This window comes from Streptomyces sp. NPDC037242 (assembly GCF_055604165.1).
Map to the genome: position 1 here is coordinate 86980 of NZ_JBVJUY010000010.1, position 24396 is coordinate 111375.

General features: G+C 73.6%; 18 protein-coding genes and 1 tRNA gene. 3 read left to right on the forward strand and 16 right to left on the reverse strand.

From position 1 onward, the window contains the following. Window positions 1-28 precede the first annotated feature (28 nt). Window positions 29-538, forward strand: coding sequence for an ATP-binding protein (locus ACZ7GJ_RS14395; RefSeq protein ID WP_470751699.1), 510 nt, complete (start codon window positions 29-31; stop codon window positions 536-538). Window positions 539-675: 137 nt separating this feature from the next. On the opposite strand, the gene ACZ7GJ_RS14400 is transcribed toward ACZ7GJ_RS14395, so the two are convergent. Together ACZ7GJ_RS14400 and ACZ7GJ_RS14405 are read right to left on the reverse strand one after the other, a co-directional pair. After that, window positions 676-912 (reverse strand): DUF397 domain-containing protein, encoded by a 237-nt coding sequence (locus ACZ7GJ_RS14400; protein WP_215011402.1) that lies wholly within the window; start codon window positions 910-912, stop codon window positions 676-678. Window positions 913-1031: 119 nt separating this feature from the next. Then, a complete protein-coding gene (locus ACZ7GJ_RS14405) occupies window positions 1032-3143 on the reverse strand; it encodes an FUSC family protein (protein WP_470751701.1) in 2112 nt (703 codons plus the stop codon). A gap of 123 nt (window positions 3144-3266) precedes the next feature. On the opposite strand from ACZ7GJ_RS14405, the gene tatA reads away from it, so the two are divergent. Continuing rightward, window positions 3267-3449, forward strand: coding sequence for a Sec-independent protein translocase subunit TatA (gene tatA / locus ACZ7GJ_RS14410; protein WP_470751703.1), 183 nt, complete (start codon window positions 3267-3269; stop codon window positions 3447-3449). Here tatA and ACZ7GJ_RS14415 read toward each other — a convergent pair. Further along, window positions 3446-4627: a DUF2786 domain-containing protein gene (locus ACZ7GJ_RS14415; protein ID WP_470751704.1), complete on the reverse strand. Its 1182-nt coding sequence runs from the start codon at window positions 4625-4627 to the stop codon at window positions 3446-3448. The two genes, tatA and ACZ7GJ_RS14415, sit on opposite strands and share 4 nt — an antisense overlap. A gap of 107 nt (window positions 4628-4734) precedes the next feature. Between ACZ7GJ_RS14415 and ACZ7GJ_RS14420 the strand changes: the two genes are divergently transcribed. Then, on the forward strand, window positions 4735-6465 hold the full coding sequence (locus tag ACZ7GJ_RS14420; protein WP_470751706.1) for a bifunctional 3'-5' exonuclease/DNA polymerase: 1731 nt from the start codon (window positions 4735-4737) through the stop codon (window positions 6463-6465). A 10-nt stretch (window positions 6466-6475) separates the two neighbouring features. On the opposite strand, the gene ACZ7GJ_RS14425 is transcribed toward ACZ7GJ_RS14420, so the two are convergent. From ACZ7GJ_RS14425 to ACZ7GJ_RS14485, 13 genes are all read right to left on the reverse strand, one after another. Continuing rightward, complete coding sequence (locus tag ACZ7GJ_RS14425; RefSeq protein WP_470751707.1) at window positions 6476-7750, reverse strand: hypothetical protein; 1275 nt, start codon at window positions 7748-7750, stop codon at window positions 6476-6478. 80 nt (window positions 7751-7830) lie between these two features. Next, on the reverse strand, window positions 7831-8346 hold the full coding sequence (locus ACZ7GJ_RS14430; RefSeq protein WP_470751709.1) for a SigE family RNA polymerase sigma factor: 516 nt from the start codon (window positions 8344-8346) through the stop codon (window positions 7831-7833). A gap of 76 nt (window positions 8347-8422) precedes the next feature. After that, window positions 8423-8920, reverse strand: coding sequence for a GNAT family N-acetyltransferase (locus tag ACZ7GJ_RS14435; RefSeq protein WP_470751710.1), 498 nt, complete (start codon window positions 8918-8920; stop codon window positions 8423-8425). 63 nt (window positions 8921-8983) lie between these two features. Further along, complete coding sequence (locus tag ACZ7GJ_RS14440; RefSeq protein ID WP_470751711.1) at window positions 8984-10234, reverse strand: serine hydrolase domain-containing protein; 1251 nt, start codon at window positions 10232-10234, stop codon at window positions 8984-8986. Between the two features lie 9 nt (window positions 10235-10243). Continuing rightward, window positions 10244-11572 carry an FAD-binding oxidoreductase gene (locus ACZ7GJ_RS14445; RefSeq protein ID WP_470751713.1) on the reverse strand — a complete coding sequence of 443 codons (1329 nt, stop codon included), beginning with the start codon at window positions 11570-11572 and terminating at the stop codon, window positions 10244-10246. Window positions 11573-11706: 134 nt separating this feature from the next. Beyond that, window positions 11707-11780, reverse strand: a tRNA-Thr gene (locus ACZ7GJ_RS14450). Window positions 11781-11969: 189 nt separating this feature from the next. Continuing rightward, window positions 11970-13535, reverse strand: a complete 1566-nt coding sequence (locus ACZ7GJ_RS14455) for an alpha/beta hydrolase (protein ID WP_470751715.1) — start codon at window positions 13533-13535, stop codon at window positions 11970-11972. 231 nt (window positions 13536-13766) lie between these two features. Beyond that, complete coding sequence (locus ACZ7GJ_RS14460) at window positions 13767-14978, reverse strand: DNA polymerase III subunit delta' (protein WP_470751716.1); 1212 nt, start codon at window positions 14976-14978, stop codon at window positions 13767-13769. Window positions 14979-15091: 113 nt separating this feature from the next. Next, window positions 15092-18331, reverse strand: coding sequence for a dTMP kinase (gene tmk / locus ACZ7GJ_RS14465; protein ID WP_470751718.1), 3240 nt, complete (start codon window positions 18329-18331; stop codon window positions 15092-15094). Between the two features lie 191 nt (window positions 18332-18522). Then, entirely contained in the window at window positions 18523-21354 is a 2832-nt protein-coding gene (gene topA / locus ACZ7GJ_RS14470) for a type I DNA topoisomerase (protein ID WP_470751720.1), read from the reverse strand. A gap of 321 nt (window positions 21355-21675) precedes the next feature. Then, the gene (locus ACZ7GJ_RS14475; RefSeq protein ID WP_470751721.1) at window positions 21676-21873 is read right to left on the reverse strand and encodes a hypothetical protein; all 198 of its coding nucleotides are present in this window, start codon (window positions 21871-21873) and stop codon (window positions 21676-21678) included. A 124-nt stretch (window positions 21874-21997) separates the two neighbouring features. Then, window positions 21998-23512, reverse strand: a complete 1515-nt coding sequence (locus ACZ7GJ_RS14480) for a DUF7059 domain-containing protein (RefSeq protein ID WP_470751722.1) — start codon at window positions 23510-23512, stop codon at window positions 21998-22000. 165 nt (window positions 23513-23677) lie between these two features. Beyond that, window positions 23678-24241, reverse strand: a complete 564-nt coding sequence (locus tag ACZ7GJ_RS14485) for a small secreted protein (protein ID WP_470751723.1) — start codon at window positions 24239-24241, stop codon at window positions 23678-23680. Between the last annotated feature and the right edge of the window lie 155 nt (window positions 24242-24396).

Below are 24396 nucleotides of genomic sequence, written 5' to 3' on the forward strand. Positions count from 1 at the left end.
CTGCCCGCGAATCCCGGGAGTGCCTCGCATGGGGACGAATGGATCGACCATGCTCGAGCCGTTACGGCAGGGGCTTCCCCCGGTCGACCCCACGGCTGTCTCCGGGTCTGCCTCCTGCGCTCTGCCCGCCCGGTACGAGGCGGTGCGGGGCGCCCGTTCGTTCACCAGGTCGACGCTCACCCAGTGGGGTCTCGACGACCGCTTCGACGACGTGGCCCTCGTGGTCTCCGAACTCGTCACGAACGCGCTGCGCCATGCCCTGCCGGACGATGCGCGCTGCCGCGGGGCCGAGTCGGATCCGCCCGTACGGCTGCACCTGATGCGGTGGAGCACCCGTCTGGTGTGCGCGGTGCGGGATCCCAGCGAGGACCGGCCGGGCGGGGCGTTCGCCCCGGAGCGGACCGAGGAGAACTTCGACCTGGAGTCGGGACGCGGGCTGTTCCTCGTGGACTCCTACAGCGACAGCTGGGGCTGGCACCCGCTCGCGGGGCGCCTGACCGGCAAGGTGGTCTGGGCCCTGTTCATGCTCCAGGACTAGGGCTGCGCGAACGCGCGAACGCGCGAACACCATTCAATGCGAGGCAGTACGACCCAATACGACAACTGGCCGGGGTTGATCATTTCGATCAGTCCCGGCCAGTGCACGTGCAAGGCTTGATCTTTGCGCCTTTCCGGTCAGCCGATCAGGTGGTCGAACTCGCCGTCTTTGACGCCCAGCAGCAGAGCCTCTATCTCGGCCGGCGTGTAGACGAGTGCCGGACCGTCCGGAAAGCGTGAGTTGCGCATGGCGACATCACCGCCGGGCAGCTTCGCGAACTCGACGCAGGAACCCTGCGAGTTGCTGTGTCTGCTCTTCTGCCAGGTCACGCCGTCGAGTTCTGCAGCTGCCATCCCGTTGTACGCGTGGTCCACAGGAAGCCCCCGATAGTGCAGATGTCAACTGCACCGGATCATAGCTGTGTTCATAGGCTCCTGCATGGGCAGATGCACGTGCACGCGCTGTGCCCCCTTGATCACAGCTCCTCGCACTGCTATTGGCGGGCCGCCGGACGCAGCGCCTCCGAGACCTCGTCCAGCGACTCCAGGACCTGCCGCGCGGCCCCGCGCAGGACCCCGGCCCCGGTCCCGGTCCCGGCCGGTGGCGCTGGGGCCGGAGCGCCGTCACCGCCCTCGCCGCCCTCGCCGCCCTCGGCGAGCAGCTCCCGGACGCCGTCCCACCGCGGGACCCGGCGCTCGCGCACCGCCTTGGCGCCCTCCCGCGTAGCCGTACGCAGGGCCAGCGCGAGCTCGGCCGCGCCCGGCACCGGGGCCTGGGCCCGGTCCGGGAGGTGCGCCTCCAGCAGCATCACGCCCTGGCCCAGCGCCGCCAGTGCGTGCCCCGCCTCGTCGGCGGCCGCGCGGGAGATGCCGCGGTGGCGCACCGGCTCCCCCGAGGCCCGCTCGACCGCGTCCTGCCAGGCGATCCGGGCGTCCCTGGCCGCGAGCAGCGCCTCGCGCACCTCGCCGGGCCGGGCCCCGGCCGGGTCGGCGTACTGCCGGAGCACGGCGGCCCCGTAGCCGCCGAGCGCCTCGACCCAGTCGGCCAGCCGGGTGCGCAGCCGCGGGGTCTCCCAGGCCGGGTAGAGCGCGTACGCGAGCATCGCCAGCAGGCCGCCGAGCAGGGTCAGGCTCACCCGGTCGGGCACGGTCTGGTCCCAGCGGGCCCCGCCCATGCCGAGCAGGAAGACGACGTAGGCGGAGACGAAGACCTGCGAGACGGCGTACCCGGTGCGCATCAGCACGTACATGAGGCCCGCGCTCAGCACCGCGAGGAAGCCGGACAGGTACATCCCCGGATGCACGAGCTGCACGACGGCGGTGGCCACGGCCACCCCGACCAGGGTGCCGCCGAAGCGGGCGACGGCGCGCGAGTAGGTCTGCGTGAAGTCGGGCCGCATCACCATGACGGATGCCATCGGGGCCCAGTAGGCGTGGCCGAGCGGCAGCGCGTGGCCGATGACGTAGCCCGCGCAGGCCACGGCGGTGACGCGCAGGGCGTGCCGCAGGATGGGCGATCCGGGGCGCAGTTCGGCCCGTACGGCCTTCAGCACCATCGGCACCAGCGCGGGCAGGGTGGGCCGCAGCATCGACTCCCCGGGGGCGGCCGTCCGCCCGGACCCGGGCTCGGCCGTCTCCAGTACGTCGTCCAGCAGCGCGGCGAGCCGGCGCGCGGCCCGCAGCGGCGCACCCTCCAGCAGGTCCGGCGTGTCGGGGGACTTGAGCACCGCGAGGGCCGGGGCGGGCAGCCGTACGGGCTCCCCGTGCCGGATCGCCCGCGCGGCGGCGTCCAGCACCGAGGCGGCCGCCGCGAGCAGTTCCCCCACCCGGTCGCGCGCAGGCCCCTGCGCGGGCGCCCCGACCGCCGGGTCGGCGAGCGAGGCCAGCACCGGCCGGATCCGCTCGGCGAGCCCGCGCGCCCCGTGCAGTTCGGCGGGGCGCCGCCGGGCCTGGCGGCGGGTGACGGTCGCGGCGGCGCGCGCCCGCATCAGGGGCTCCGGGTCGAAGTGCGCGACGGGGTCGTGGCGCAGCCGCCGGGCGTAGTCGGCCTCGTCGTCGAGGGCGTCGGCCAGGGCGTCGCGCTGGGCGCCCCAGCGGCGCACGGGGAACAGGACGATCAGCAGCGCCTGGACCACCCCGCCGGTGGCGATCATCGCTGCGTGCCCGGCGGCCTGCGGCACGGAGGTCGGCAGGGTGACGGTGACGAGCATGATCGCGACGTTGCCGGAGGCGATCATCCCGGCGGTGGGGCCGGCCGCCCACATCAGGCTCGCCGCGAAGGCCCAGACGGCGAGCAGGACGAGGAACAGCCAGGTGTCGGAGGACCCGACGAGGTAGCCGATGAAGGTGGAGACGGCCAGCGTCAGCCCGGCGGCCAGGGCCAGGACGGGACGCGGCCGCCAGCTCTTCTGGAAGGTGGCGATGGCGGCCATGAAGGCCCCGAAGGCGGAACTGGCGGCCGATCCGGGCCCCAGGAACGCCAGTCCGGCGCCGATCACGATGGCGAGCCCGGCGGCGGCCCGCAGCGCGGTGAGGGGCTCCAGGCGGGTCCGCTCGACCGTCATGCCCGTACGAGCGGTGTCCTTCAGGGCCCGCAGCCAGCTCATGGCGTCGACAATATCCGCTTTCAGGACTTCTTCAGATTTGTACAGGTCTGGTGACAAGCGGTTCGATAAGGCCGATCATCGGACGGTGATCACCACGATCACCCCGAGAAGGCGAGTACGCACGTGATCCGCAACGCCGTTCAGCCCTGGCACCTGGTCGTCCTCCTCGTCGTCTGCCTCATCGTCTTCGGCTCGAAGAAGCTGCCGGAGATGGCCCGCTCCCTCGGCAAGTCGGCGCGCATCCTGAAGGCCGAGTCCCGTGCCATGCGCGGTGAGGACGAGCGCCCTTCCAAAGAGGCGGCTTAACGCCCGGGCAGCGGGCGCCGGTTCCCGCCGACGTGCGCGCGGTCGGCGGCCGCCGTGCCGTCCTCCCAGCCCGCGAGGTCGGTCGCGCCGCGCAACCGGGTCGTGGTGGTCCGCGGGAACATCTCCTCCGCCCGCGAGGTGACGGCCACGTCCCGGGCCACCAGCGCCGGCAGGTGGTCCGGGGTCTCGGCCACCGTGTGCTCGGCGGTCTCGGCGAGCCGCTGGCCCAGCCGGCTCGCGTAGGCCAGCAGGAACGACTGCCGGAACGTCTTCGTGCGCTTGCGTCCGCCCGCCCGCTGCCCTGCCTCGGCCCGCGTCATCGCGGCCGTCCCCTGCACGAGCAGCGAGGTGTACAGCAGCTCCACCGCCTCCAGGTCGCTCTCGAAGCCGACCACCGTGGAGAACTCGAAGCCGCTGTTCCACACCGCCCGGCAGCGGTTCGCCCCGGCCACCGCGTCGAGCAGCACCGCCTTGGCCTCCTCGTACGGCGGCTCCACCCCGATCCGGCACGCGGCGGGGACCTGGGCCGGCCCCTTGCCGCTCGCCGCCAGCAGCGCCTCGTCCACGGTGTGCCGGGCCATCAGCTCCTGCGCCTTGGCGCTGAGCGCCTCCGCCTCCTCCGGGAACGTCGTCGCCTCGGCCTTGGCCAGCAGCGCCCGGATCCGCCCGAGCATGCGGGGCTCGATGTGCGCGTGGTGCTCAAGGGCGTCGGCCGGGCCGCCCGGGACCGGGCCGACGGGTTCGATGGAGGGCAGCCGGATCAGCAGCCGGAACAGCTCCAGCACGGCGGTCGCCAGGGTGAACCGGTCGACGCGCTGGCGGGCCGCGAGCTGCTCCCCGTACCGCGCGTCGTCCTCCCACCACACCTCGGCGTCGGTCCACCGTTCGGGCAGCCGCGCGTACGCCCGCGCCTCGCCGGCGACCAGGTCGCCCGCGATGTCCAGGTGGATCTGCCCGAGGTCCCGCCGTACGAGCCGCAGCACGTCGGCCGGCCGCCACCCCCGCTCCCAGGCCTGCCGTACGTAACCCTGCCCGCGGCCGAGCAGCGCCGCGCCCACGCCGGCCCAGCGCCCGGTGTCGGCGGCGAGCAGCGAGGCCCCGGCATCGAGCGCGGAGTCGTCCTGGCTGTAGAGGGCTGCTTCGCACGCACGGTCGACGATTTCGGCAAGGTCTGTCACGCCCCTCAGCTTGCCTCGCCGTGCGGCGCCCGCGAAATTCGACGGCCCCGCGGCGGCCGCCGGGTCCCTCGGGGCCGTTGTCATACCCCGGTGGGACACTCGCAACCATGAGCGACCGCACCCCCCGGTGGGCCCTTGCCGAGGACGGCGACGGCCGGTGGCACGCCGCGCCCCTGGACCCGGCCGCCGGGGGCGGGCGGGTCGACGGGGGCGGCATCGAGCGGGTCGACGGGCAGGGCACCGGGCGGGTCGACGGGCAGGTCAGCGGGCGCGACCCCGCCGAAGCCGTGCGCGCCGCGCCCGCCGGGACGCGCTGGGTCTGGGCGTCCACCGCCGCCGTGTACCCCCGCCTGCTCGCCGCCGGCGTCCGCGTCGAGCGGTGCTACGACGTGGAGGACGCCGAGCTGCTGCTCCTCGGTCACGAGGGCCGCTTCGGCGAACCCCGCTCGGCCGCGGCCGCCTGGGCGCGGCTCACCGGGGCGCCCGTACCCCCCGATCCGCCGCAGCGCGCGGCCACACCCGGGACCCAGGACTCGCTGTTCGACCCGCAGCCCGCCCCGGTACCGCTCGAAGCGCTGCTCGCCGTCCACGCCGACCAGGCGAAGCGGCACGCCGCCACCGCGCACCCCGACCGGATGCGGCTGCTCACCGCCGCCGAGTCCGCCGCGTTCCTCGTCGCGGCCGAGATGAACCGCGCCGGCCTGCCCTGGCGGGCCGACGTGCACCGCGCCCTGCTCACCGACCTCCTCGGGGAGCGGTACGCGGGCGGCGGGCAGCCGCGCCGGCTCGCGGAGCTGGCCGACCGGATCTCCGGGGCCTTCGGCCGGCGGGTGCGCCCCGAACTCCCCGCCGATGTCGTCAAGGCCTTCGCCGAGGCCGGGATGAAGCTGAAGTCCACCCGCCGCTGGGAGATCCAGGATCTCGACCACCCGGCCGTGGAACCCCTCCTGGAGTTCAAGAAGCTCTACCGGATCTACACCGCCCACGGCTGGGCCTGGCTCGCCGACTGGGTCCACGACGGCCGGTTCCGCCCCGAGTTCATCCCCGGCGGCACCCTCACCGGCCGCTGGGTCACCAACGGCGGCGGGGCCCTGCAGATCCCCAAGGTGATCCGCAAGGCCGTGGTCGCCGACCCCGGCTGGCGGCTCGTCGTCGCGGACGCCGACCAGATGGAGCCCCGGGTCCTCGCCGCGATCTCCCGCGACCCCGCCTTCATGGAGGTGGCCGGGCGCCCCGAGGACCTCTACACCGCCATCTCCCGCCAGGGCTTCTCCGGCGACCGGGAGATGGCGAAGATCGCCGTGCTCGGCGCCGTGTACGGGCAGACCTCGGGCGACGGCCTGAAGAACCTGGCCGCGCTGCGCCGCCGCTTCCCGCTCGCCGTCGCGTACGTGGACGACGCGGCCAGGGCCGGCGAGGAGGGCCGCCTCGTACGCACCTGGCTGGGCCGGACCTGCCCGCCGCCCGCCGAAGCCCCCGAGGAGGGCGAGGCGGGGATCCCCCAGGAGCGGGACGAGGGCTACACCCCGAGCTACGCCTCGACCAACACCCGGGCCCGCGGCCGGTTCACCCGCAACTTCGTGGTCCAGGGCAGCGCGGCCGACTGGGCCCTGCTGCTCCTCGCGGCCCTGCGCCAGGCCACCGCCGGGATGCGGGCCGAGCTGGTGTTCTTCCAGCACGACGAGGTGATCGTGCACTGCCCGCAGGAGGAGGCCGAGGCCGTCGCCGAGGCCATCCGCACCGCCGGCGACCTGGCCGGCCGGATCACCTTCGGCGACACCCCGGTCCGCTTCCCGTTCACGACGGCGATCGTGGAGTGCTACGCCGACGCGAAGTGAGCCCGTCCGCTCAGCCGAACCACTTCGGGTCGAGCGCGATCTCCTTGAGCTGCTGCATGGTCAGGGCGGGCTTCTCGCGGGTCGCCGGCTTGTTCTGCTTGTTGGTGTTGAAGCCGGAGACCACCACCCGCTTGCCGTCCGGCCGCAGCGTGTCCACGCTCCACCAGACCACGTTCGTGCCGCCCTTCTCGCCGGGCTTCTGCTCCTCCTTCACGAGGGTGCCGTCGGGCAGGGTGCTGCTGCCGGGGCCGGTGAACATCGCCCGGAACGCCTGGTCGCCCATGTTCGCCTGCACGTTGACCTGTACGAGCGACTTGCCCTTGCCGTCGTCGAGCACGACGTACCCGTACTCGCCCTCGCCGCCCCGCTCGACGACCGTGATCCCGTACTTCTCCGACAGTTGCACCAGCATGTCCGGCGCCGACACCTTCGTGGCCGCGGGCGGCCGGGCCCCCTCCGGCCGGGCGGCCGGCAGGTCGTTGAGCGCCAGGTGCCACAGCGGCGAGATGGTGAGCGCCTTGAGCTGCGCCATGGTCAGCGGCGGCGTGGGCCGGCTGATCGGCTTGCCCTTCTGGGCCGCCGAGTTGTGCTCCTGCACGTCGACGAGGAAGCCCTGCGGGGTCGTCAGCGTGGCCCGCCAGTTCTTGGTGTCCACCCGGCGGTCGGGGTACTCGTAGCCCTGGAACAGCAGGAGCCTGGAGCCGTCCGGGAGCGTGTCGGAGGTGCAGCTGTCGTACTCCAGCTGGCCCCGGTCGGGGCACTTCACCATCTCGGCGGCCATCGCGCCCTTGGGGTCCACCCGGGAGAGGGAGACGCCGATGCTCCCCTTGCCCTTCCCGTCGTCGAAGACTCCGGAGACCATCGGGCCCAACTCGTCGCCGGTGCCCCGCGCCTCGGTGTCCGTCAGCTTCCCGGGCGGCACGAGCTGCTTGAGTACGTTGACCAGCTGCTCGGCGGAGACGGCCCCCGTCCCCCTGCGCTCCTTGATCGCCCGCTCGCGGGCATCGCCCGGCGACTCCGACTGCAGGGCCGGCGGCGCCGCGACGTTCACCGGGCCGCCACCGCCGCCACCCGAGCCGGAGCCGCCGAACAGGCCGGTCGTGTAGGCGCCGGTGGTGCCGATCACCGCGAGGGCGACGACCGATCCGCCGATCACGGCGGCCCGGCGGCGGGCCACGAGGCGCCGCCCGCGACGCTCACCGCCGTCCACGAGGGCGGTCCGGTCGGCCGTGAACCCCTCCCCGGTGCGCCGGAGGGCTTCGCCGAGCTCATCTTCAAAGGGCATGCGGAATCAGACCTTCCATCCAGGGGTGTCGTGAAGGAGCAACGGAGCAGGGACAGGGGACAGAGCAGCGGCCGCGATCCTCAGATCCGGGCGAACTCGGCCAGAGAGCCGCCCAGTTGGTCCCGCAGCCGGGCCAGGGCCCGCGAGGTCCGGGTGCGCACCGCCGCCGAGCTGACGTTCATCGCGTCGGCGGTCTCCTCGACGCTGCGGTCCTCCCAGTACCGCAGCACCAGCACCGCCCGGTCCTTCGGCGCCAGCCTGCCCAGCGCCTCCAGCAGCGTCAGCCGCAGCACCGGGTCGGCGCCTCCCGCGGCCGGGACCCCCGACTCGGGGAACTCCCCGACCGGGCGCTCCCCCGTCGAGCGGCGCCGCTGGTGCGTCAGGAAGACCCGTACCAGAACCGTCTGCGCGTAGGCCGCCGGGTTGTCGATGCGGGAGATCCGCCCCCACAACAGGTACATCCGGCCCAGGGTCTCCTGGACCAGATCCTCCGCGAGGTGGGTGTCCCCGCTCGCCAGCAGGCATGCCGACCGGTACAGGTGACCCGATCTGCCCGCGGCGAACTCACGGAACCCATCTCTGCGACCCTGCCGCATTTACTCCCCCTCGCGTCCGTCTCACTCCAATGACGCCGTGGCGGCACCGGAATGTTTCACGCTTCCCGCGACCGCTTCAGCCGAGGTCGTGGAAGTAGACGTGGAACTCCTCACGGACGAAACCCTCCGCCTCGTACAGCCCCTGCGCCACGTGGTTGTCGTACGCCGTCTCCAACTGCACACCGGCCGCCCCGGCCTCCGCCGCCAGGCGCAGCACCTCGCGCAGCAGCGCCCGGGCCGCGCCGCTGCGGCGGCCGGACGGAGCGACGTACAGGTCGTTCAGGACCCACCCGGTCCGCATCGAGAGCGAGGAGAAGGTCCGGTAGACCTGCGCGAAGCCGACCGTCCCGGCGCCGCCCGGGACCTCCGCGAGCAGGACCAGCGACCCGCCGTCCCTGACCCGCTCCGCGAGGAAGGCGCGCGGACGCTCCGGGTCCGCCTCGATGTCGACGCCGTAGAAGTCCAGGTACCCGCGGAACAGCTCGGCCGCGATGTCGAGGTCGGCCTCCCCCGCGACGCGCAGGACGACCCCGGATCCTTCCTTCGCCTCGTACTGCGTTGCTTGGCTGTCCATGCCGTTCTCCCTCGTCCACCCCGCGCGCCGCCACCATTGTGCGCGGGAGGTCAAGGGAGGTCGTCAGTGCTGCCCGGTCACCGGCGCGGCGGGCAGTTCGAAGAGGTGCTGCGGAGTGACCGTCTCGGTGATGGCCTTGCCGAACAGCGAGCTGGGCTCCGATCCCCGGTACGGGATGTCCGTGTTCAGCAGCACCACCATCGTGGCCCGGGACTGCGGCAGGTACACGGTCAACGACTGGTAGCCGGGCAGCGAGCCGTTGTGCCCGATCCAGCCCTCGACGTTGAAGATGCCCAGGCCGTAGCCGGTGTCGGGCAGATCGCCCGCCGGGCTGACCTTCAGCCGCTGCGCCTGGGTGGCGGGCGTGAGCAGCCGGCCGGTGGCCAGCACCTCGGCCCACTTCCGCATGTCGCCGAGGTCGGAGATCATCGCGCCGGCCGCCCAGCCGTAGGAGGGGTTCCAGTCGGCCGCGTCCTGAGTCTTCCCGGAGGCCGTCTGCTGGGTGTAGCCCTGGGCGTGCGGGGACGGGAACTCCGCGCCGGTGGGGAACAGCGTGTGCCGCAGGCCGGCCGGCTCCACGACGTTGTCATTGATGTAGTCGGCGAGCTTCTGGCCACTCGCCTTCTCCACCACGAGCCCGAGCAGGATCAGGTTGGTGTTGCAGTACTCGAACTTCGCGCCGGGCTCGAACTGCACCGGATGCCCGAAGGCGTACGCGAGCAGTTCCTCCGGCGTGAACCGCCGCCGGGGGTCGGCCGTCAGGGCCTTGAAGAACCCCTCGTCGGCCGAGTAGTTGAACAGCCCGCTGCGCATCCCCGCCAGCTCGCGCAGGGTGATCCGGTCGCCGCCCGGGACGCCGTCGACGTACTTGCCTATCGGGTCGTCGAGCCCGACCTCGCCCTTGTCCACCAGCTCCAGCAGGGCCGTCACCGTGAAGGTCTTGGTCTCGCTGCCGATGCGCATGTTCAGGCCGGTGTCCATGGACCGGCCGGTCGCCTTGTCCGCCACGCCGAAGGCCCGTACGTACTCGCCCTTGCCCGGCGCCGACAGGGACACCAGGACGCCGGGCACCTGCGCCTCGGCCATCACCTTCCGGACGGCCTCGTCGAGCTGCCGGGCCACGGCGGGGGTGAGCTGCGGGAACTCGTCCGAGGTGGGGATGGTGGTGGGGGCGGTGGTGGCGGTGGACATCGCGGCGGGCGGCGCCGACCCGTCCCACGCGTACCCCGCGTACCCCGCGCCGATGCCCAGGGGGACCACCACGAGCCCGACCGCCGCGGCCCCCACCGCCGCGCCGCGCAGCCTTCCAGTCACCCGTCCAACCTAACGCCGGGGCTCGGGGCGGGCGAGCGGAGGGAACAGGGTCCCCGGGCTGAACAGGCCCGCCGGGTCCAGGGCGTCCTTGATCGAGCGCATGACGGCGATGTCGACCGCCGAGCGGGTGAGGGGGAGGTGGCCGGCCTTGGCCCGGCCGACCCCGTGCTCGGCGCTGATACTGCCGCCCACGGCCGCGACCCGGGCGAGCACCGCCGTGGTGACCGCCTCCTCGTCGGCGGGCACCACCTCCAGCAGGTTGACGTGGAGGTTGCCCTCGGCCAGGTGCCCGAAGAGGTACGGACGGGCCCGGCCCGCCAGCAGCGCGGGCAGCTCGGCGACGAAGCCGGGCAGTTCGGCGAGCGGAACGGTCACGTCGAGCTTCAGCGGGATCCCGGCGGCGTTGATCGCCTCGGTGTGCCGCTCCCGGTAGGCGGCCAGGCGCCGGCCGTCGGCGGCGTCCAGCCCGACGGCCACGTCCCGTACGGCAGCCCCCGCCAGCACCGCCGCGAGCTCCTCGGCCGGGTCCCGGCGGCCCGCGCACTCCACCAGGAGGTAGACCGGATGGCTCTCGCGGAAGGGGGCGGGGAGCCCGCTCTTCTCCCTCACGAGGGCCAGGCCGTCCGCCGTGAAGAACTCGGCCAGCTCCAGCGACTCCAGCAGGCGCAGCTCCGCCAGGACCGCGAGGGCCGCTTCGAGCGAGTCCAGCCCCAGCAGCGCCGTGGTCCGCCGGGGCAGGTGCGGCACCAGGCAGAGCCGGGCCCGGGTCACCACGCCCAGGGTGCCCTCGCTGCCGACCAGCAGGCCGGTCAGGTCGTACCCGGTGTTGTCCTTGGGCAGCCCGGCCAGCCGGTCCAGGACCCCGCCGTCGGCCATGACGGCCTCCACCCCGGCCACGTTGGCACGGGTGGTGCCGTACTTCACGACCCGCTCGCCGCCCGCGTTGGTCGCGATCATGCCGCCGAGCGTGGCGGAGTCCCGGGAGGCCAGATCGACCCCGAACTCCCATCCGTACGGCCTGACATGGCGTTGCAGCTCGGCCAGCGCCACCCCCGCGCCGACCGTCACCCGCCGCGCCCCCGCGTCGACCGGCCCGATGCCGTTGAGCCGACGCGTCGACAGCACGACCTCCGTACCCCCGGGCCCGGGGACGGAACCGCCCACCAGCCCGGTATTGCCGCCCTGCGGCACGACCGCCACCCCGGCCTCGCCGCAGAGCCGCACCACGGCCGCGACCTGCCCGGTATCGCCGGGCCGCACCACCAGCCGGGCGCGCCCCGCGTAACGGCCGGTGAAGTCGGTCTCGTACGAGGCACACAGCGCGGGATCGGTCAGCACATGCGCATCCCCCACCACACCCGCAAGGCGCCGAACAAGCAGATCGAAATCCATGCCGGCGCATCCTACGAGCCCCGCACCCGGACATAGCAAAAGCCCCAGGTCACGGCGAGTGAGTCCTGGGGCTTCTACAGAGCCGCCTTCGGGATTCGAACCCGAGACCTACGCATTACGAGTGCGTTGCTCTGGCCAACTGAGCTAAGGCGGCACCGCTGGGAAGACAAGAATTTCCCTGGTGGGAGGCTCTCATCAGCAGCGGCGCCAAGTCTACAGGGTTAAACCGGGTGCCCCGAACCGGGCTGCGGGAGGGGCCGGAGCGCGAGCCCATAGTGGCCCAATCTGAGGCATATCGGGCACGCCAGGTGCCGGGTTCGGCTCGGCTCGGCGTGTCGCGGTGCTAGCACTTCTTGCCGTCCGTCGGGGCCTTGCCCTCCAGCAGGTAGGTGTTGATCGCCGTGTCGATGCAGTCGCTGCCGCGCCCGTACGCCGTGTGTCCGTCGCCGTCGTAGGTGAGCAGCACTCCCGAGTCGAGCTGCTTCGCCAGCGCCTGGGCCCACTTGTACGGGGTCGCCGGGTCGCGGGTCGTGCCGACCACCACGATCGGCGCGGCGCCCTTCGCGGCGATCGGGCCGGCCTTGCCCGTGGCCTTCACCGGCCAGTACGCGCAGTTCAGCGAGGCCCAGGCCAGGCCAGGCCCGAAGACCGGGGAGGCCTTCTCGAAGGAGGGCAGGGCCGCATCGACCGCCTCCGGCCCCGCGAAGGCCGGGGGCTGGTCGAGGCAGTTGACGGCGGCGTTCGCGTACATCAGGTTGGCGTACTTGCCGTCCGCCTCGCGCTCGTAGTAGCTGTCCGCGAGGCCGAGCAGCGCGGAGCCGTCGCCGTCCATCGCCGCCGCGAGCGACTCGCGCAGCTGCGGCCAGGCGTTCTCGTCGTACAGCGCCGCGATCACCCCGGTGGTCGCAAGGGACTCACCGAGCGGGCGGTCGGACTCGCCGCTGGGCACCGGCTGCGCGTCGACCTTGCGGAAGAACTCCTTCAGGCGCGCCGCCACCGCGTCGGGACCGCCCTGGCCCAGCGGGCAGTCCGACTGCTTCGCGCAGTCCTTGGCGAAGGCGCGGAAGGCCGTCTCGAAGCCCTCGGTCTGGTCCCGGTTCAGTTCGAGCGCGGGCCGGGAGGGGTCCATCGCGCCGTCCAGCACCAGCCGGCCGACGCGGCCCGGGAAGAGCTCCGCGTACGTCGCCCCGAGGAAGGTGCCGTACGAGGCCCCGACGTACGTCAGCTTCTCGTCGCCCAGCACCCCGCGCAGCAGGTCCATGTCCCGGGCGGCGTCCACGGTGGAGACGTGCGGCAGGACCCGCGCCGAGTGCGCCTGGCAGCCGGCCGCGAACTCCTTGAACGCGGCCACCAGCAGGCTCCGCTCCGCCGCGTTGTCCGGTGTCTGGTCGACCTGCGTGTACTTGTCCATGGCCGGGCCGGTGAGGCACTGGACGGGACTGCTGCGGTCCACGCCGCGCGGGTCGAAGGAGACCATGTCGTACGCGGCGCGCACCGCCGCCGGGTAGCCGATGCCCGCGTACGCCTGGAGGTACCCGATCCCGGAGCCGCCCGGCCCGCCCGGGTTGACCACCAGCGAGCCGAGCCGCTTGCCGGGGCTGGTGGCGGGGCGGCGGGCCACCGCGATCTCGATGTCCCCGGCCTCGGGGCGGGCGTAATCGAGCGGGGCCTTCATCGTGGAGCACTGGAAGCCCGGGACACCGCAGTCGCGCCAGCTCAGCTTCTGGTCGTAGTACGGGCGCAGTGCGGCCGGGATCGCGGTCGGTGCGGCCGAAGCGCTGCCCGCGTCCCCGGCGGAGGACGCGGCGGCCCGGGATCCCTCCGAACCGCCCGAAGTGCACCCGGAGAGCAGCAGCGCGGCGGCGGCGATCACGGTCCCGGTAGTGCGCAGCACGCGACTGGTGTCCATTCCCGGAGCCTACGGCCTGGGCACCCTCCCGGCTCGGCCCGGCCCCGCCCCGGCCCGGGCCCGCACCGGGGACGCACGGCCCACCTCCGCCCGGGCGCCCCGCGCCACCCGGCACGGACGGCCACGGACCGGCCCCGCGGCCCGGACCGCTCGTACGGGTGAAGCCGTCAACGGGAGCACCGCCGCGCTACCCGCCTCGGGGCCGGTCCGGGGACAGTGGGTCCGGGTCCGTCAGCCCGCGCGCAGCGACATCGTCATCGCCTCGACCGCGAGGAGCGGCGCCACATTGCGGTCCAGGGCGTCCCGGCAGGCGATGATCGCCTCGATCCGGCGCAGGGTCCGCTCGGGACCCGACTCGCGGGCGATCCGGTCGAGGTCCGGCCGTATCTCCTCATTGGCGATGGCCACGGAGGAGCCGAGCTGAAGCGCCAGCACGTCCCGGTAGAAGCCGGTGAGGTCGGTCAGGGCGAGGTCGAGGCTGTCGCGCTGGGTGCGGGTGCGGCGGCGCTTCTGCCGGTCCTCCAGCTCCTTCATCACGCCCGCCGTGCCGCGCGGCATGCGCCCGCCGGTGCCGGCAGCGGCGCCGAGCGCCGCGCGCAGTTCCTCGGTCTCCTTGGTGTCGACCTCCTCGGCGACCTGCTTGGCATCCTCGGCGGCGGCGTCCACGAGCTCCTGCGCGGCCTTGAGGCAGCCGCCCACGTCGTCCACGCGGAGCGGGAGCCTCAGCACCGACGCCCGACGCGTCCGGGCGGCCTCGTCGGTGGCGAGCCGGCGGGCCCGGCCGATGTGGCCCTGGGTCGCGCGGGCGGCGGCAGCGGCGACCGCGGGCTCGATGCCGTCCCGCCGGACCAGCACGTCCGCGACGGCGGCCACCGGCGGCGTACGCAGCGTCAGGTGCCGGCAGCGGGAGCGGATGGTGGGCAGCACGTCCTCCAGCGAGGGCGCGCACAGCAGCCACACCGTGCGCGGAGCGGGCTCCTCCACGGCCTTGAGCAGTACGTTGCCCGCGCCCTCGGTCAGCCGGTCGGCGTCCTCCAGGACGATGACCTGCCAGCGGCCCACGGCCGGGGAGAGCTGCGCCCGGCGGACCAGGTCGCGGGTGTCCTTCACGCCGATGGACAGCAGATCGGTACGGACGATCTCCACATCGGCATGCGTGCCGATCAGCGTGGTGTGGCAGCCCTCGCAGAATCCACAGCCGGGCTCACCCCCGAGCGCGCGGTCCGGGCTGGTGCACTGGAGCGCGGCCGCGAAGGCGCGGGCGGCGGTGGACCGCCCGGAGCCGGGCGGCCCGGTGAACAGCCAGGCATGGGTCATCTTGGACGCGGCGGGCGCCGCGGTCCCGGCCGAGATGGCCGTGACCAGGGCGTCGGCATCGCGGGCGGCGGCGGCCAGCTGCGTCTGGACACGCTCCTGTCCCACCAGGTCGTCCCATACGGGCATCCCGCCCACCGCCTTTCACTTACCGTCCGTGCCGTACCTGTTCACAGTGTGGCGCGCGCCACTGACAATCCCGGACAGCCGGGGCAGCCGGGGCAGCCGCCGGGTCAGCCGGTTCAGGAGCGGCGCGGGCGGCGGTCGTCCTCGTCGTCCCGGCGCGGGCCCAGCAGCTCGTCCGCCAGCGTCGGCAGATCGTCCAGCGGGGTCTCCTCGGCCCAGTCCGGGCGCGGCCTGCGCGGCCGGCCGTCGTCGCCGAGGACGGGAAGCTCCCGGGTCGCGTCATTGCCGGAGTCCCGGAAGATGCCCGGCGGCACCCGGTCGGCCGGGTTCTCCTCCGGACGCCGGGCCGTCGGCCGCGAGGCGGACTGTGCGGCCCGGGCGGTCCGGCCCGACTGAGCATCCGGCCGCGCGGGCGCCGCCCCCGTGGGGCGTACGGGCGGCAGTACGGCCGTCTCGTCGGCCGGACCCGTCACGCGGACGGGCGGCAGCACGGAGGTCTCCGCGGCCGGGTCGATCTTCGGCACCGGCACCGTCTCGGTGACGTCGTCCGGCTTCATGACCCGCTTGACCACCGGGGTCTCCACGGTCACGTCCTCGGCCCGCTCCGGAGCCGGGTCCTTGCGCATGCCGACCTTCGGCGCCGCAGCCGGTGCCGGTGCAGAGGCCGGAGCCGCAGCCGGTGCCGGAGCAGAGGCCGCCGCCGTGGCCGGTGCCGGAGCAGAGGCCGCCGCCGTGGCCGCCGCAGCCGCAGCCGCCTTCGCCGCCGCCTCGGCCGCCGCGGCCGCAGCCAGCCGGCGCGCCTCCTCGGCCTTCAGCAGGGCCTCCTCCGCGCGCCGCTGCTTCTCCAGCCGCCGCTCCTCGGCCTCGGCCCGCAGCCGGGCCTCCTCCGCCTCCTGAAGCCGCAGCCGCTCCTGCTCCGCCGCGCGGGCCTTCGCCTCGGCCTCCGCGCGCAGCCGCTCGGCCTCGGCCCGGGCCCGGGCCTCCTCCTCGGCGCGCAGCCGCTCCTCCGCCGCCTTGCGGGCGGCCTCGGCCTCGGCCTTGATCCGGGCCTCCTCGGCCTCGCGCGCCTTGCGGGCTTCCTCCTCGGCGCGCAGCCGCTCTTCCTCGGCCCTGCGCGCCGCCTCTTCCTCGGCCTTGCGCTTGGCCTCCGCCTCGGCGAGCCGCCGCGCCTCGATCTGCGCGGACACCTCGTCCTCGGACAGCGGGAGCATCCGGTCCAGGCGGTGGCGCACGACGGTGGTGACGGACTCCGGGTCCTGGCCCGCGTCCACCACCAGGTAGCGCCCGGGGTCGGACGCCGCGAGCGTCAGGAACCCGGCCCGCACCCGCTGGTGGAACTCCGCCGGCTCCGACTCCAGCCGGTCCGGCGCCTCCGTGAACCGCTCGCGCGCCGCCTCCGGCGACACGTCGAGCAGCACGGTCAGGTTCGGTACGAGGCCGTCGGTGGCCCAGCGCGAGATCCGCGCGATCTCGGTCGGGGACAGGTCGCGGCCCGCGCCCTGGTAAGCCACCGAGGAGTCGATGTAGCGGTCGGAGATGACGACCGCGCCGCGCTCCAGCGCGGGCCGTACGACCGTGTCCACGTGCTCGGCGCGGTCGGCCGCGTAGAGCAGGGCCTCGGCGCGGTTCGACAGCCCGGCGGAGGACACGTCGAGCAGGATCGAGCGCAGCCGCTTGCCGACCGGCGTGGCCCCGGGCTCGCGCGTCACCACGACCTCGTGGCCCTTGCCCCGTATCCAGTCGGCCAGCGCCTCCACCTGGGTGGACTTGCCGGCGCCGTCGCCGCCCTCCAGGGCGATGAAGAAGCCGGTGGTGGACGCGGCCTGAGCGGGCTCCCCGCCGCGCAGCGCCTCGCGCAGGTCGCGGCGCAGCGGTACGCCGCCGCGGTCGTCGGCCTTGGCGAGCACCACGACGGCGACGGGCAGCAGCAGGGCGCCGACCAGCATCAGCGTGAACGCGGCGCCGTCGTGCGCGAAAACGACGTCACCGAAGGCGAGGCGGTGCGGGCCGATCGCCGAGGCGAGGACGGGCGCGGCCACGGCCCCCACGGCCACGGCGACCCGTACGACGGCCTGCAGGTGCTCGGTGACCCGGGCCCGGCGGAACTCCTCGGTCTCCTGGTCGAGCAGCGTGTGGCCGGTGTTGGCGGCGACGCCCGCGGAGGTGCCGGCCAGCAGCGACAGGAACAGCACGGTCGCGGTGTCCGGGACCAGGCCGGTCAGCAGCAGCGCGAGCCCGGTGACGCCGACGGCGAGGGCCAGCAGCCTGCGCCGGGACAGCGCCGGGAGCACCTTGCCGGCCTGGGTGGCGCGGATGCCGATGCCGGTGCCGCCGACGAGGGCCAGGACGAGCATCGCGAAGGAGGCCGGGCCGCCGCCCAGGTCGATGGCGTGCAGCACGGCCACGGCGGCGGCGCAGGCCACCGCCCCGGCGACGGCGGCGCAGGCCAGCACGAGCAGCGGGATCGCGCCCGTACGGCCCTTCTCGGGCTGGTCGCCCGACTTCGGGGCGCGCAGGCCCTCCAGCGGGGAGCGCGGACGCGGGGTCTTCGTGGCGGGCAGCACCAGCGGGAGCAGCAGCGAGACGGACGCCGCGAACAGGCCGGAGGCCACGTACGAGCCCAGCGCGGCCTGGTTCTCGGCGAACCAGCCCACTCCGAGGCCGAGGGCCTTGCCGATCAGGGTCGCGGCGAGCAGCACGGCCGCGGCGGCCGGCATGGCCGCGAAAGCGGTACGCAGGTTCAGCCGGCGCAGCGCGTCGAGGTGGTCCGGCAGCGGCCGTACGGTCGCGCCCTCCGGCGGCGGCACCGGCAGCAGCGCGGGGGCGGCGCTGTCCTTGGCCACGCTCCACAGCCGCTCGGCGGCGCCGGAGACGAAGACGGTGGCGAGCAGTGCGGTGAGCGCGTGCTCCGGGATCCAGTCGAGCCAGAGCGGGGCGACGACGAAGAGGCCGAGGCGGACCCCGTCGGCACCGATCATCGTCCAGCGGCGGTCCAGCTTCCCGCCCGCGTCCCGGGGCGCGGTGAGCTTGGCCAGCGGGCCCAGCAGCACGGCGCCGAACAGGAGCGTGGCGAGGATCCGGACGCCGAAGACGGCGGCGACGGCCAGGGCCCAGCCGCTGTATCCGCCGCCGAAGGCGTCCTGGGACACGGCCGCCTGGAAGGCGAGCAGCACCAGCACCAGCAGGGCGAGGGCGTCACCGATGCCGCTCACCAGCTGGGCACTCCACAGCCGGCGCAGCCTGGGCGTGCGCAGCAGGGCGCGCACCGCTCGCTCGCGGGAGTCCGCGGCTAGGGCTTCGTCGTAGGTGGGGGTGGCGGGGGCGGTCACGACCGTTGGCTGCTCGGCTCGCGTCATCCGCCCAGCCTATCCGCTGTGCTTGGCGGGTGCGGAAGCCTGTGGACAACCCCGGGTGTGACCCCGGACCCACCTCGCGCGAACCTCGCCCGAACCTCGCGCGAACGGGCAGGGCCCCGTGCGTCTCGCACGGGGCCCTGCCCGGAGCCGAAGCCGAAGCGGAAGCCGGGGCCCGCAGCCGGGCCGGGAGGCTAGTCGTCCGACAAGGCCGCCGCAGCGGCCTTCTTCGCCGTCGTCTTCTTGGCCGCCGTCTTGGCCGTGGTCTTCTTCGCGGCCGTGGTGGTCTTCTTGGCCGCCGTCTTCTTCGCGGCGGCGGTCTTGGTCGCCGTCGCCTTCTTCGCCGGGGCCTTCTTCGCGGGGGCCTTCTTGGCCGTCTTCTTGGCCGGACCCTTCGCGCGCTTCTCCGCCAGCAGCTCGTAGCCGCGCTCCGGCGTGATCGTCTCGACGTCGTCGTCCCGCCGCAGCGTCGCGTTCGTCTCGCCGTCCGTCACGTACGGGCCGAAGCGGCCGTCCTTGACCACGACCGGCTTCTCGCTCACCGGGTCGGTGCCCAGCTCCTTCAGCGGCGGCTTGGCCGCGGCCCGGCCCCGCTGCTTGGGCTGCGCGTAGATCGCGAGGGCCTCGTCCAGCGTGATCGAGAACAGCTGGTCCTCGGTCTCCAGCGACCGCGAGTCCGTCCCCTTCTTCAGGTACGGGCCGTAGCGGCCGTTCTGGGCCGTGATCTCCACGCCCTCGGCGTCCGCGCCGACGACCCGCGGCAGGGACATCAGCTTGAGCGCCTCGTCGAGGGTGACCGTGTCCAGGGTCATCGACTTGAACAGCGAGGCCGTGCGCGGCTTGACCGCGTTCTTGCCGGTCTTCGGCGTGCCCTCGGGCAGGATCTCCGTCACGTACGGCCCGTAACGGCCGTCCTTGGCGACGATCTCGTTGCCGCTGACCGGGTCCTTGCCGAGCTCGAACTCGCCGCTCGGCTTCGCGAACAGCTCCTCCGCGTACTCCACCGTCAGCTCGTCCGGAGCCAGGTCGTCGGGCACGTCGGCCCGCTGGTGGCCCTCGGCGTCCTTCTCACCGCGCTCCACGTACGGCCCGTAGCGGCCGACCCGCAGCACGATGTCCTGGCCGACGGGGAAGGAGGAGATCTCCCGGGCGTCGATCGCACCCAGGTCCGTGACCAGCTCCTTCAGGCCGCCGAGGTGGTCGCCGTCGGCCGGCACGACCTCCGAGGCGTCCTCCGCGCCGAAGTAGAAGCGCTTGAGCCACGGCACGGACTGGGCCTCGCCCTGCGCGATGCGGTCGAGGTCGTCCTCCATCTTCGCGGTGAAGTCGTAGTCGACGAGCCGCCCGAAGTGCGTCTCCAGCAGGTTGACCACGGCGAACGACAGGAAGGACGGCACGAGCGCCGTGCCCTTCTTGAAGACGTAGCCGCGGTCCAGGATCGTGCCGATGATCGACGCGTACGTCGACGGGCGGCCGATCTCGCGCTCTTCGAGCTCCTTGACCAGCGAGGCCTCGGTGTAGCGGGCCGGCGGCTTGGTCGAGTGGCCGTCCGCCGTGATCTCCTCGGCGGACAGCGCGTCGCCCTCCGCGACCTGCGGGAGGCGCTTCTCGCGGTCGTCGAGCTCGGCGTTCGGGTCGTCCGCGCCCTCGACGTACGCCTTCATGAAGCCGTGGAAGGTGATCGTCTTGCCGGAGGCGGTGAACTCCGCGTCCCGGCCGTCGGAGGCGAGGCCGCCGATCTTCACGGTGACGGAGTTGCCGACCGCGTCCTTCATCTGAGAGGCGACGGTCCGCTTCCAGATGAGCTCGTACAGGCGGAACTGGTCGCCGGTCAGACCCGTCTCGGCGGGGGTGCGGAAACGATCACCCGAAGGACGGATCGCCTCGTGCGCCTCCTGCGCGTTCTTGACCTTGCCCGCGTAGACGCGCGGCTTCTCCGGCAGGTAGTCGGCCCCGTAGAGCTGCGTGACCTGCGCCCGCGCCGCCGACACCGCGGTGTCGGAGAGCGTCGTGGAGTCCGTACGCATATAGGTGATGAAGCCGTTCTCGTACAGCTTCTGCGCCACCTGCATGGTCGCCTTCGCACCGAAGCCCAGCTTGCGCGAGGCCTCCTGCTGGAGCGTCGTCGTACGGAACGGGGCGTACGGGGAGCGGCGGTACGGCTTGGACTCGACCGAGCGGACGGCGAAGGCGGTCTGCTCCAGCGCGGCGGCGAGCGCCCGGGCGCCTCCCTCGTCGAGGTGCAGCACCTCGCTCTTGAGCTGGCCCGTCGAACCGAAGTCACGGCCCTGCGCCACTCGCTTGCCGTCCACCGTGTTCAGGCGGGCGACCAGCGTGGACGGGTCGGAGGCGTCACCGGCGCGCCCGGTGGAGAAGGTGCCGGTCAGGTCCCAGTACTCGGCGGAGCGGAAGGCGATGCGCTCGCGCTCCCGCTCGACGACGAGGCGGGTGGCCACGGACTGGACGCGGCCCGCCGACAGCTTCGGCATGACCTTCTTCCACAGGACCGGCGAGACCTCGTAGCCGTAGAGGCGGTCGAGGATGCGGCGGGTCTCCTGGGCGTCGACCATGCGCTGGTTGAGCTCGCGCGGGTTGGCGACGGCGTCGCGGATCGCGTCCTTGGTGATCTCGTGGAAGACCATCCGGTGGACGGGGACCTTGGGCTTCAGGACTTCCTGAAGGTGCCACGCGATGGCTTCGCCCTCGCGGTCCTCATCGGTGGCGAGGAAGAGTTCGTCGGACTCGGCCAGCAGCTCCTTGAGCTTCCTGACCTGGGCCTTCTTATCGGCGTTGACCACGTAGATCGGCGCGAAGTCGTGCTCGACGTCCACACCGAGACGGCGGACCTCACCGGTGTACTTGTCGGGAACCTCGGCCGCGCCGCTCGGGAGGTCGCGGATGTGCCCGACGCTCGCCTCGACGACGTATCCGGGGCCGAGGTAGCCCTTGATCGTCTTCGCCTTGGCAGGGGACTCGACGATGACGAGTCGGCGGCCGCCCTTTGCGGTCTCGCTAGTCGGGGACAACTTGGCTCTTCTCTCCGGTCGGCACTCGGTCGCAGTACGGCGACGCTGCGGAGTGTGACGGTACAACCCGCCCCCGTGTCAAACGGCAGAAGCCCGCAACGGCCACTCGAACGGTAACCCGACAAGTGCCGTTTCTGCCGCCCGGATGCCGCGCCGGACCCTTGGCGATCACCATGCCGAGTGGCCAGGGGGCCGTCTGGCCCCGCCCTCGCGCCCCGTTTCACCTGGCCTCACGCGGCTCCGGGCGGTTTGACGCGGCGTCGGAGCGGGCCCGGCGCGACTCAGGCGGCTCCGGGCGGCGTCACGCGGCTCCGGGCGGCGTCACGCCCGCCCGAGGCACCAGACCCCGAGGGCCAGCGACACCCCGCCGCCCAGCAGTGCCAGCGGCACGGCCACGGCGGGGCGCACGCCCTCGGCCACCGGGGCGCGGCGCAGTGCACGCGCCCCGGTCCAGGCCAGCAGAGCGGCCCCGAACAGCAGGAACACCGTCGCAGCGAAGAACGCCGGACCGCCTTCCATGCCGCTCCCCTCAACCCCAGGCCGCTCCCGGGATCCCCCCGGATCCCGCTCCGCAGGAGCCTGCCAGCGGCGGGGGAACGGCGGGCATACCTCGGGTTACATTCCGGGGCCGGCGCCTGCGCGGCTACTGCGCGGGACCCGTCAGCGGCTCCAGGAACCCCTGCTCCACCAGCATCCGGATGGCCTCCGGGGTCCGGTCGCGCAGGACGACCGGGTCCTCCTGCATCAGCTGCGCGATGGCGTCCAGGATCCGGCCCGCACTGAGTGAGCCGTCACACACCCCGGCGAAGCCCGCCCCGACCGTGTCGACCTTGGTGGCGCGCCGCATGCCGCGGTTCTGCCGGAGCACGACGTGCTCCGGGTCCTCCGCGCCGGGCGCGCCGACCTGCTCCTGGACGACCTCTGCGGCCAGCGTGAAGTGGGCCTCCAGCAGTGCCGCGTCGTCGTGGTCCCGCAGGTAGTCCTGGCGGGCGAAGTGGGCCAGGACGGTCTCGCCGAGCGGCTGCTCCACCGAGTGCGGCCACTCCTCGACCACGATCGAGGGCTCGGCCGCGTCGCTGCGGCGCAGGGTGATCCAGCCGAAGCCGACCGCCTTGGTCTTGCGGGCCTCGAACTCGTCCAGCCAGTCCTCGTACCGCCGCGCGTACTCGGCGGGGTCGGTGCGGTGGTCGCCCGCGTCGCGCAGCCACAGCTCCGCGTACTGGGTCACGTCCTGCACGTCACGCTGCACGATCCACGCGTCGCAGCCGCGCGGTACCCAGGAGCGGAGCCGGTCGTGCCAGTCCTCGCCCTCCACGTGCTGCCAGTTGCCGAGGAACTGCGCGTACCCGCCCGGGTTGAGGTGGGCCCCCGCCTCCTGCACCAGCGTCCGGCACAGGTCGTCGCCGCCCATCCCGCCGTCCCGGTACGTGAGGCGGGCGCCGGGGGAGATCACGAAGGGCGGGTTCGACACGATCAGGTCGTACGTCGCGTCGCCCACGGGCTCGAACAGCGACCCGGTGAGCAGCTCGGCCTCCGGAGCCCCGGACAGCGCCAGCGTCAACCGGGTGAACTCCAGGGCCCGGGGGTTGACGTCGGTGGCCGTGACCCGGGTCGCGTGCCGGGTGGCGTGCAGCGCCTGGATGCCGGACCCGGTGCCCAGGTCGAGGGCGCTGCCGACCGGGGTGCGGATGGTGACCCCGGCCAGCGTGGTGGAGGCCCCGCCGACGCCGAGGACCACGCCCTCCTCGCGGCTGCCGATCCCGCCGGCCCCGCCGACGGCGCAGCCGAGGTCGGACACGATGAACCAGTCCTCGCCGTCCGGGCCCCCGAACGGGCGCACGTCGACGGTGGCGTGCACCTCGTCGCCCTCCCGGCGCAGCCAGCCGTCGGCCAGCGCCGCCTCGACGGGCAGCGCCGCCGCGGCGTGCACGTACGGCTCCGGCTCCTGGAGCAGGAACAGCCGGATCAGGCTCGCGAGAGAGCCGTCACCGGCGCCGCGGGTGGCGCGCAGCGCGGGGACCGTCTCGCTGCGGGCCAGCGCGGCGTACGCGGGGGCGCCGAGCAGTTCGAGCAGCCCGTCGGCGGTGAAGCCGGCGTCGAGCAGGGCGGTCCGCAGCTCGGCGGCGCGGTCGGGCGAGGGAAGGCTGGTGGTACTCACACGTCCATTGTGGCCGCTGGCGCGGACAATGCCCGCGTCGCGAGGCCCGGACACGCGCCAGGGCGGCCGCGGCCCCCTCGGGGACCCCGGCCGCCCTGGTCGGCGTACGGCCTGTGCGAACCGCCGGGTCGGCGTACCGCCCTGCGCGAGCCGCCGCCGCGCGGCCTACTTCGCCGGCGACGCCGTCGTGACCTGGCAGCCCTTCTGACTGTTCATCGCCTTGTCCAGGCCGCCCGCCTTGAGCTGGTCGAGCGCGTCCTTGCCGCCCTTGGTCGCGTCCTCCAGCCCGGCCGCGACGTCCTTGAGCCCCTCGGCGAACTTGCCCTGGTCCTTGGGGTCGAGGGCGTCCATCTTCGTCTTCAGGGCCGTGTAGCCCTGCGAGGTCGACTCGAAGCCCTGGACCGCGGCGGTCTGGGTCGCCTGGCCGTCCTTGACCGGGGGAACCCCCGCCCCCTGCAGGGCCGCACCCATCGCCTTGTACGACGCGGACATGGTCCCGAACGCCGCCGAGTCGGTCGACTGGACCTCCTCGGGCTTGCTGCTCTCGGTGGCCACCCGCTTGATGTCGGCGTTGGCCTGCTCGATCTTCTTCAGTTCGGGCTGCCAGCTGTCGCAGACCTTCTTGGCCCAGGCGTCGGCCTTCTTGTCGCCGTCGTCCCCGCCGCAGCCGGACAGGACGAGCATCAGTACCGCACCGCCTGACACTGCGGCCGCAAGCTTCTTGTTCACCGGATTGGTCCCTTCGAAGGCTCTCGGCCCGGAAGATACACGCCTGCCATCCGGGGACACGCAACGGCGGACGGACGGCGCGTCAGTCCGCGCCGCCCGTCCGCCGTTCGGGCGTACGGCCGAGCCCGTCCGACTCCCCGTCAGACCCTGCCCGG

What these genes read in the sequence shown, in the direction of transcription:
- ACZ7GJ_RS14405 (WP_470751701.1), bottom strand. Translation starts at nt 3,143, where the DNA reads ATGAGCTGGCTGCGGGCCCTGAAGGACACCGCTCGTACGGGCATGACG.
- tmk (WP_470751718.1), bottom strand. Translation starts at nt 18,331, where the DNA reads ATGACGCGAGCCGAGCAGCCAACGGTCGTGACCGCCCCCGCCACCCCC.
- ACZ7GJ_RS14395 (WP_470751699.1), top strand. Translation starts at nt 29, where the DNA reads ATGGGGACGAATGGATCGACCATGCTCGAGCCGTTACGGCAGGGGCTT.
- ACZ7GJ_RS14455 (WP_470751715.1), bottom strand. Translation starts at nt 13,535, where the DNA reads ATGGACACCAGTCGCGTGCTGCGCACTACCGGGACCGTGATCGCCGCC.
- ACZ7GJ_RS14425 (WP_470751707.1), bottom strand. Translation starts at nt 7,750, where the DNA reads ATGCCCTTTGAAGATGAGCTCGGCGAAGCCCTCCGGCGCACCGGGGAG.
- ACZ7GJ_RS14435 (WP_470751710.1), bottom strand. Translation starts at nt 8,920, where the DNA reads ATGGACAGCCAAGCAACGCAGTACGAGGCGAAGGAAGGATCCGGGGTC.
- ACZ7GJ_RS14430 (WP_470751709.1), bottom strand. Translation starts at nt 8,346, where the DNA reads ATGCGGCAGGGTCGCAGAGATGGGTTCCGTGAGTTCGCCGCGGGCAGA.
- ACZ7GJ_RS14420 (WP_470751706.1), top strand. Translation starts at nt 4,735, where the DNA reads ATGAGCGACCGCACCCCCCGGTGGGCCCTTGCCGAGGACGGCGACGGC.
- ACZ7GJ_RS14475 (WP_470751721.1), bottom strand. Translation starts at nt 21,873, where the DNA reads ATGGAAGGCGGTCCGGCGTTCTTCGCTGCGACGGTGTTCCTGCTGTTC.
- ACZ7GJ_RS14460 (WP_470751716.1), bottom strand. Translation starts at nt 14,978, where the DNA reads ATGCCCGTATGGGACGACCTGGTGGGACAGGAGCGTGTCCAGACGCAG.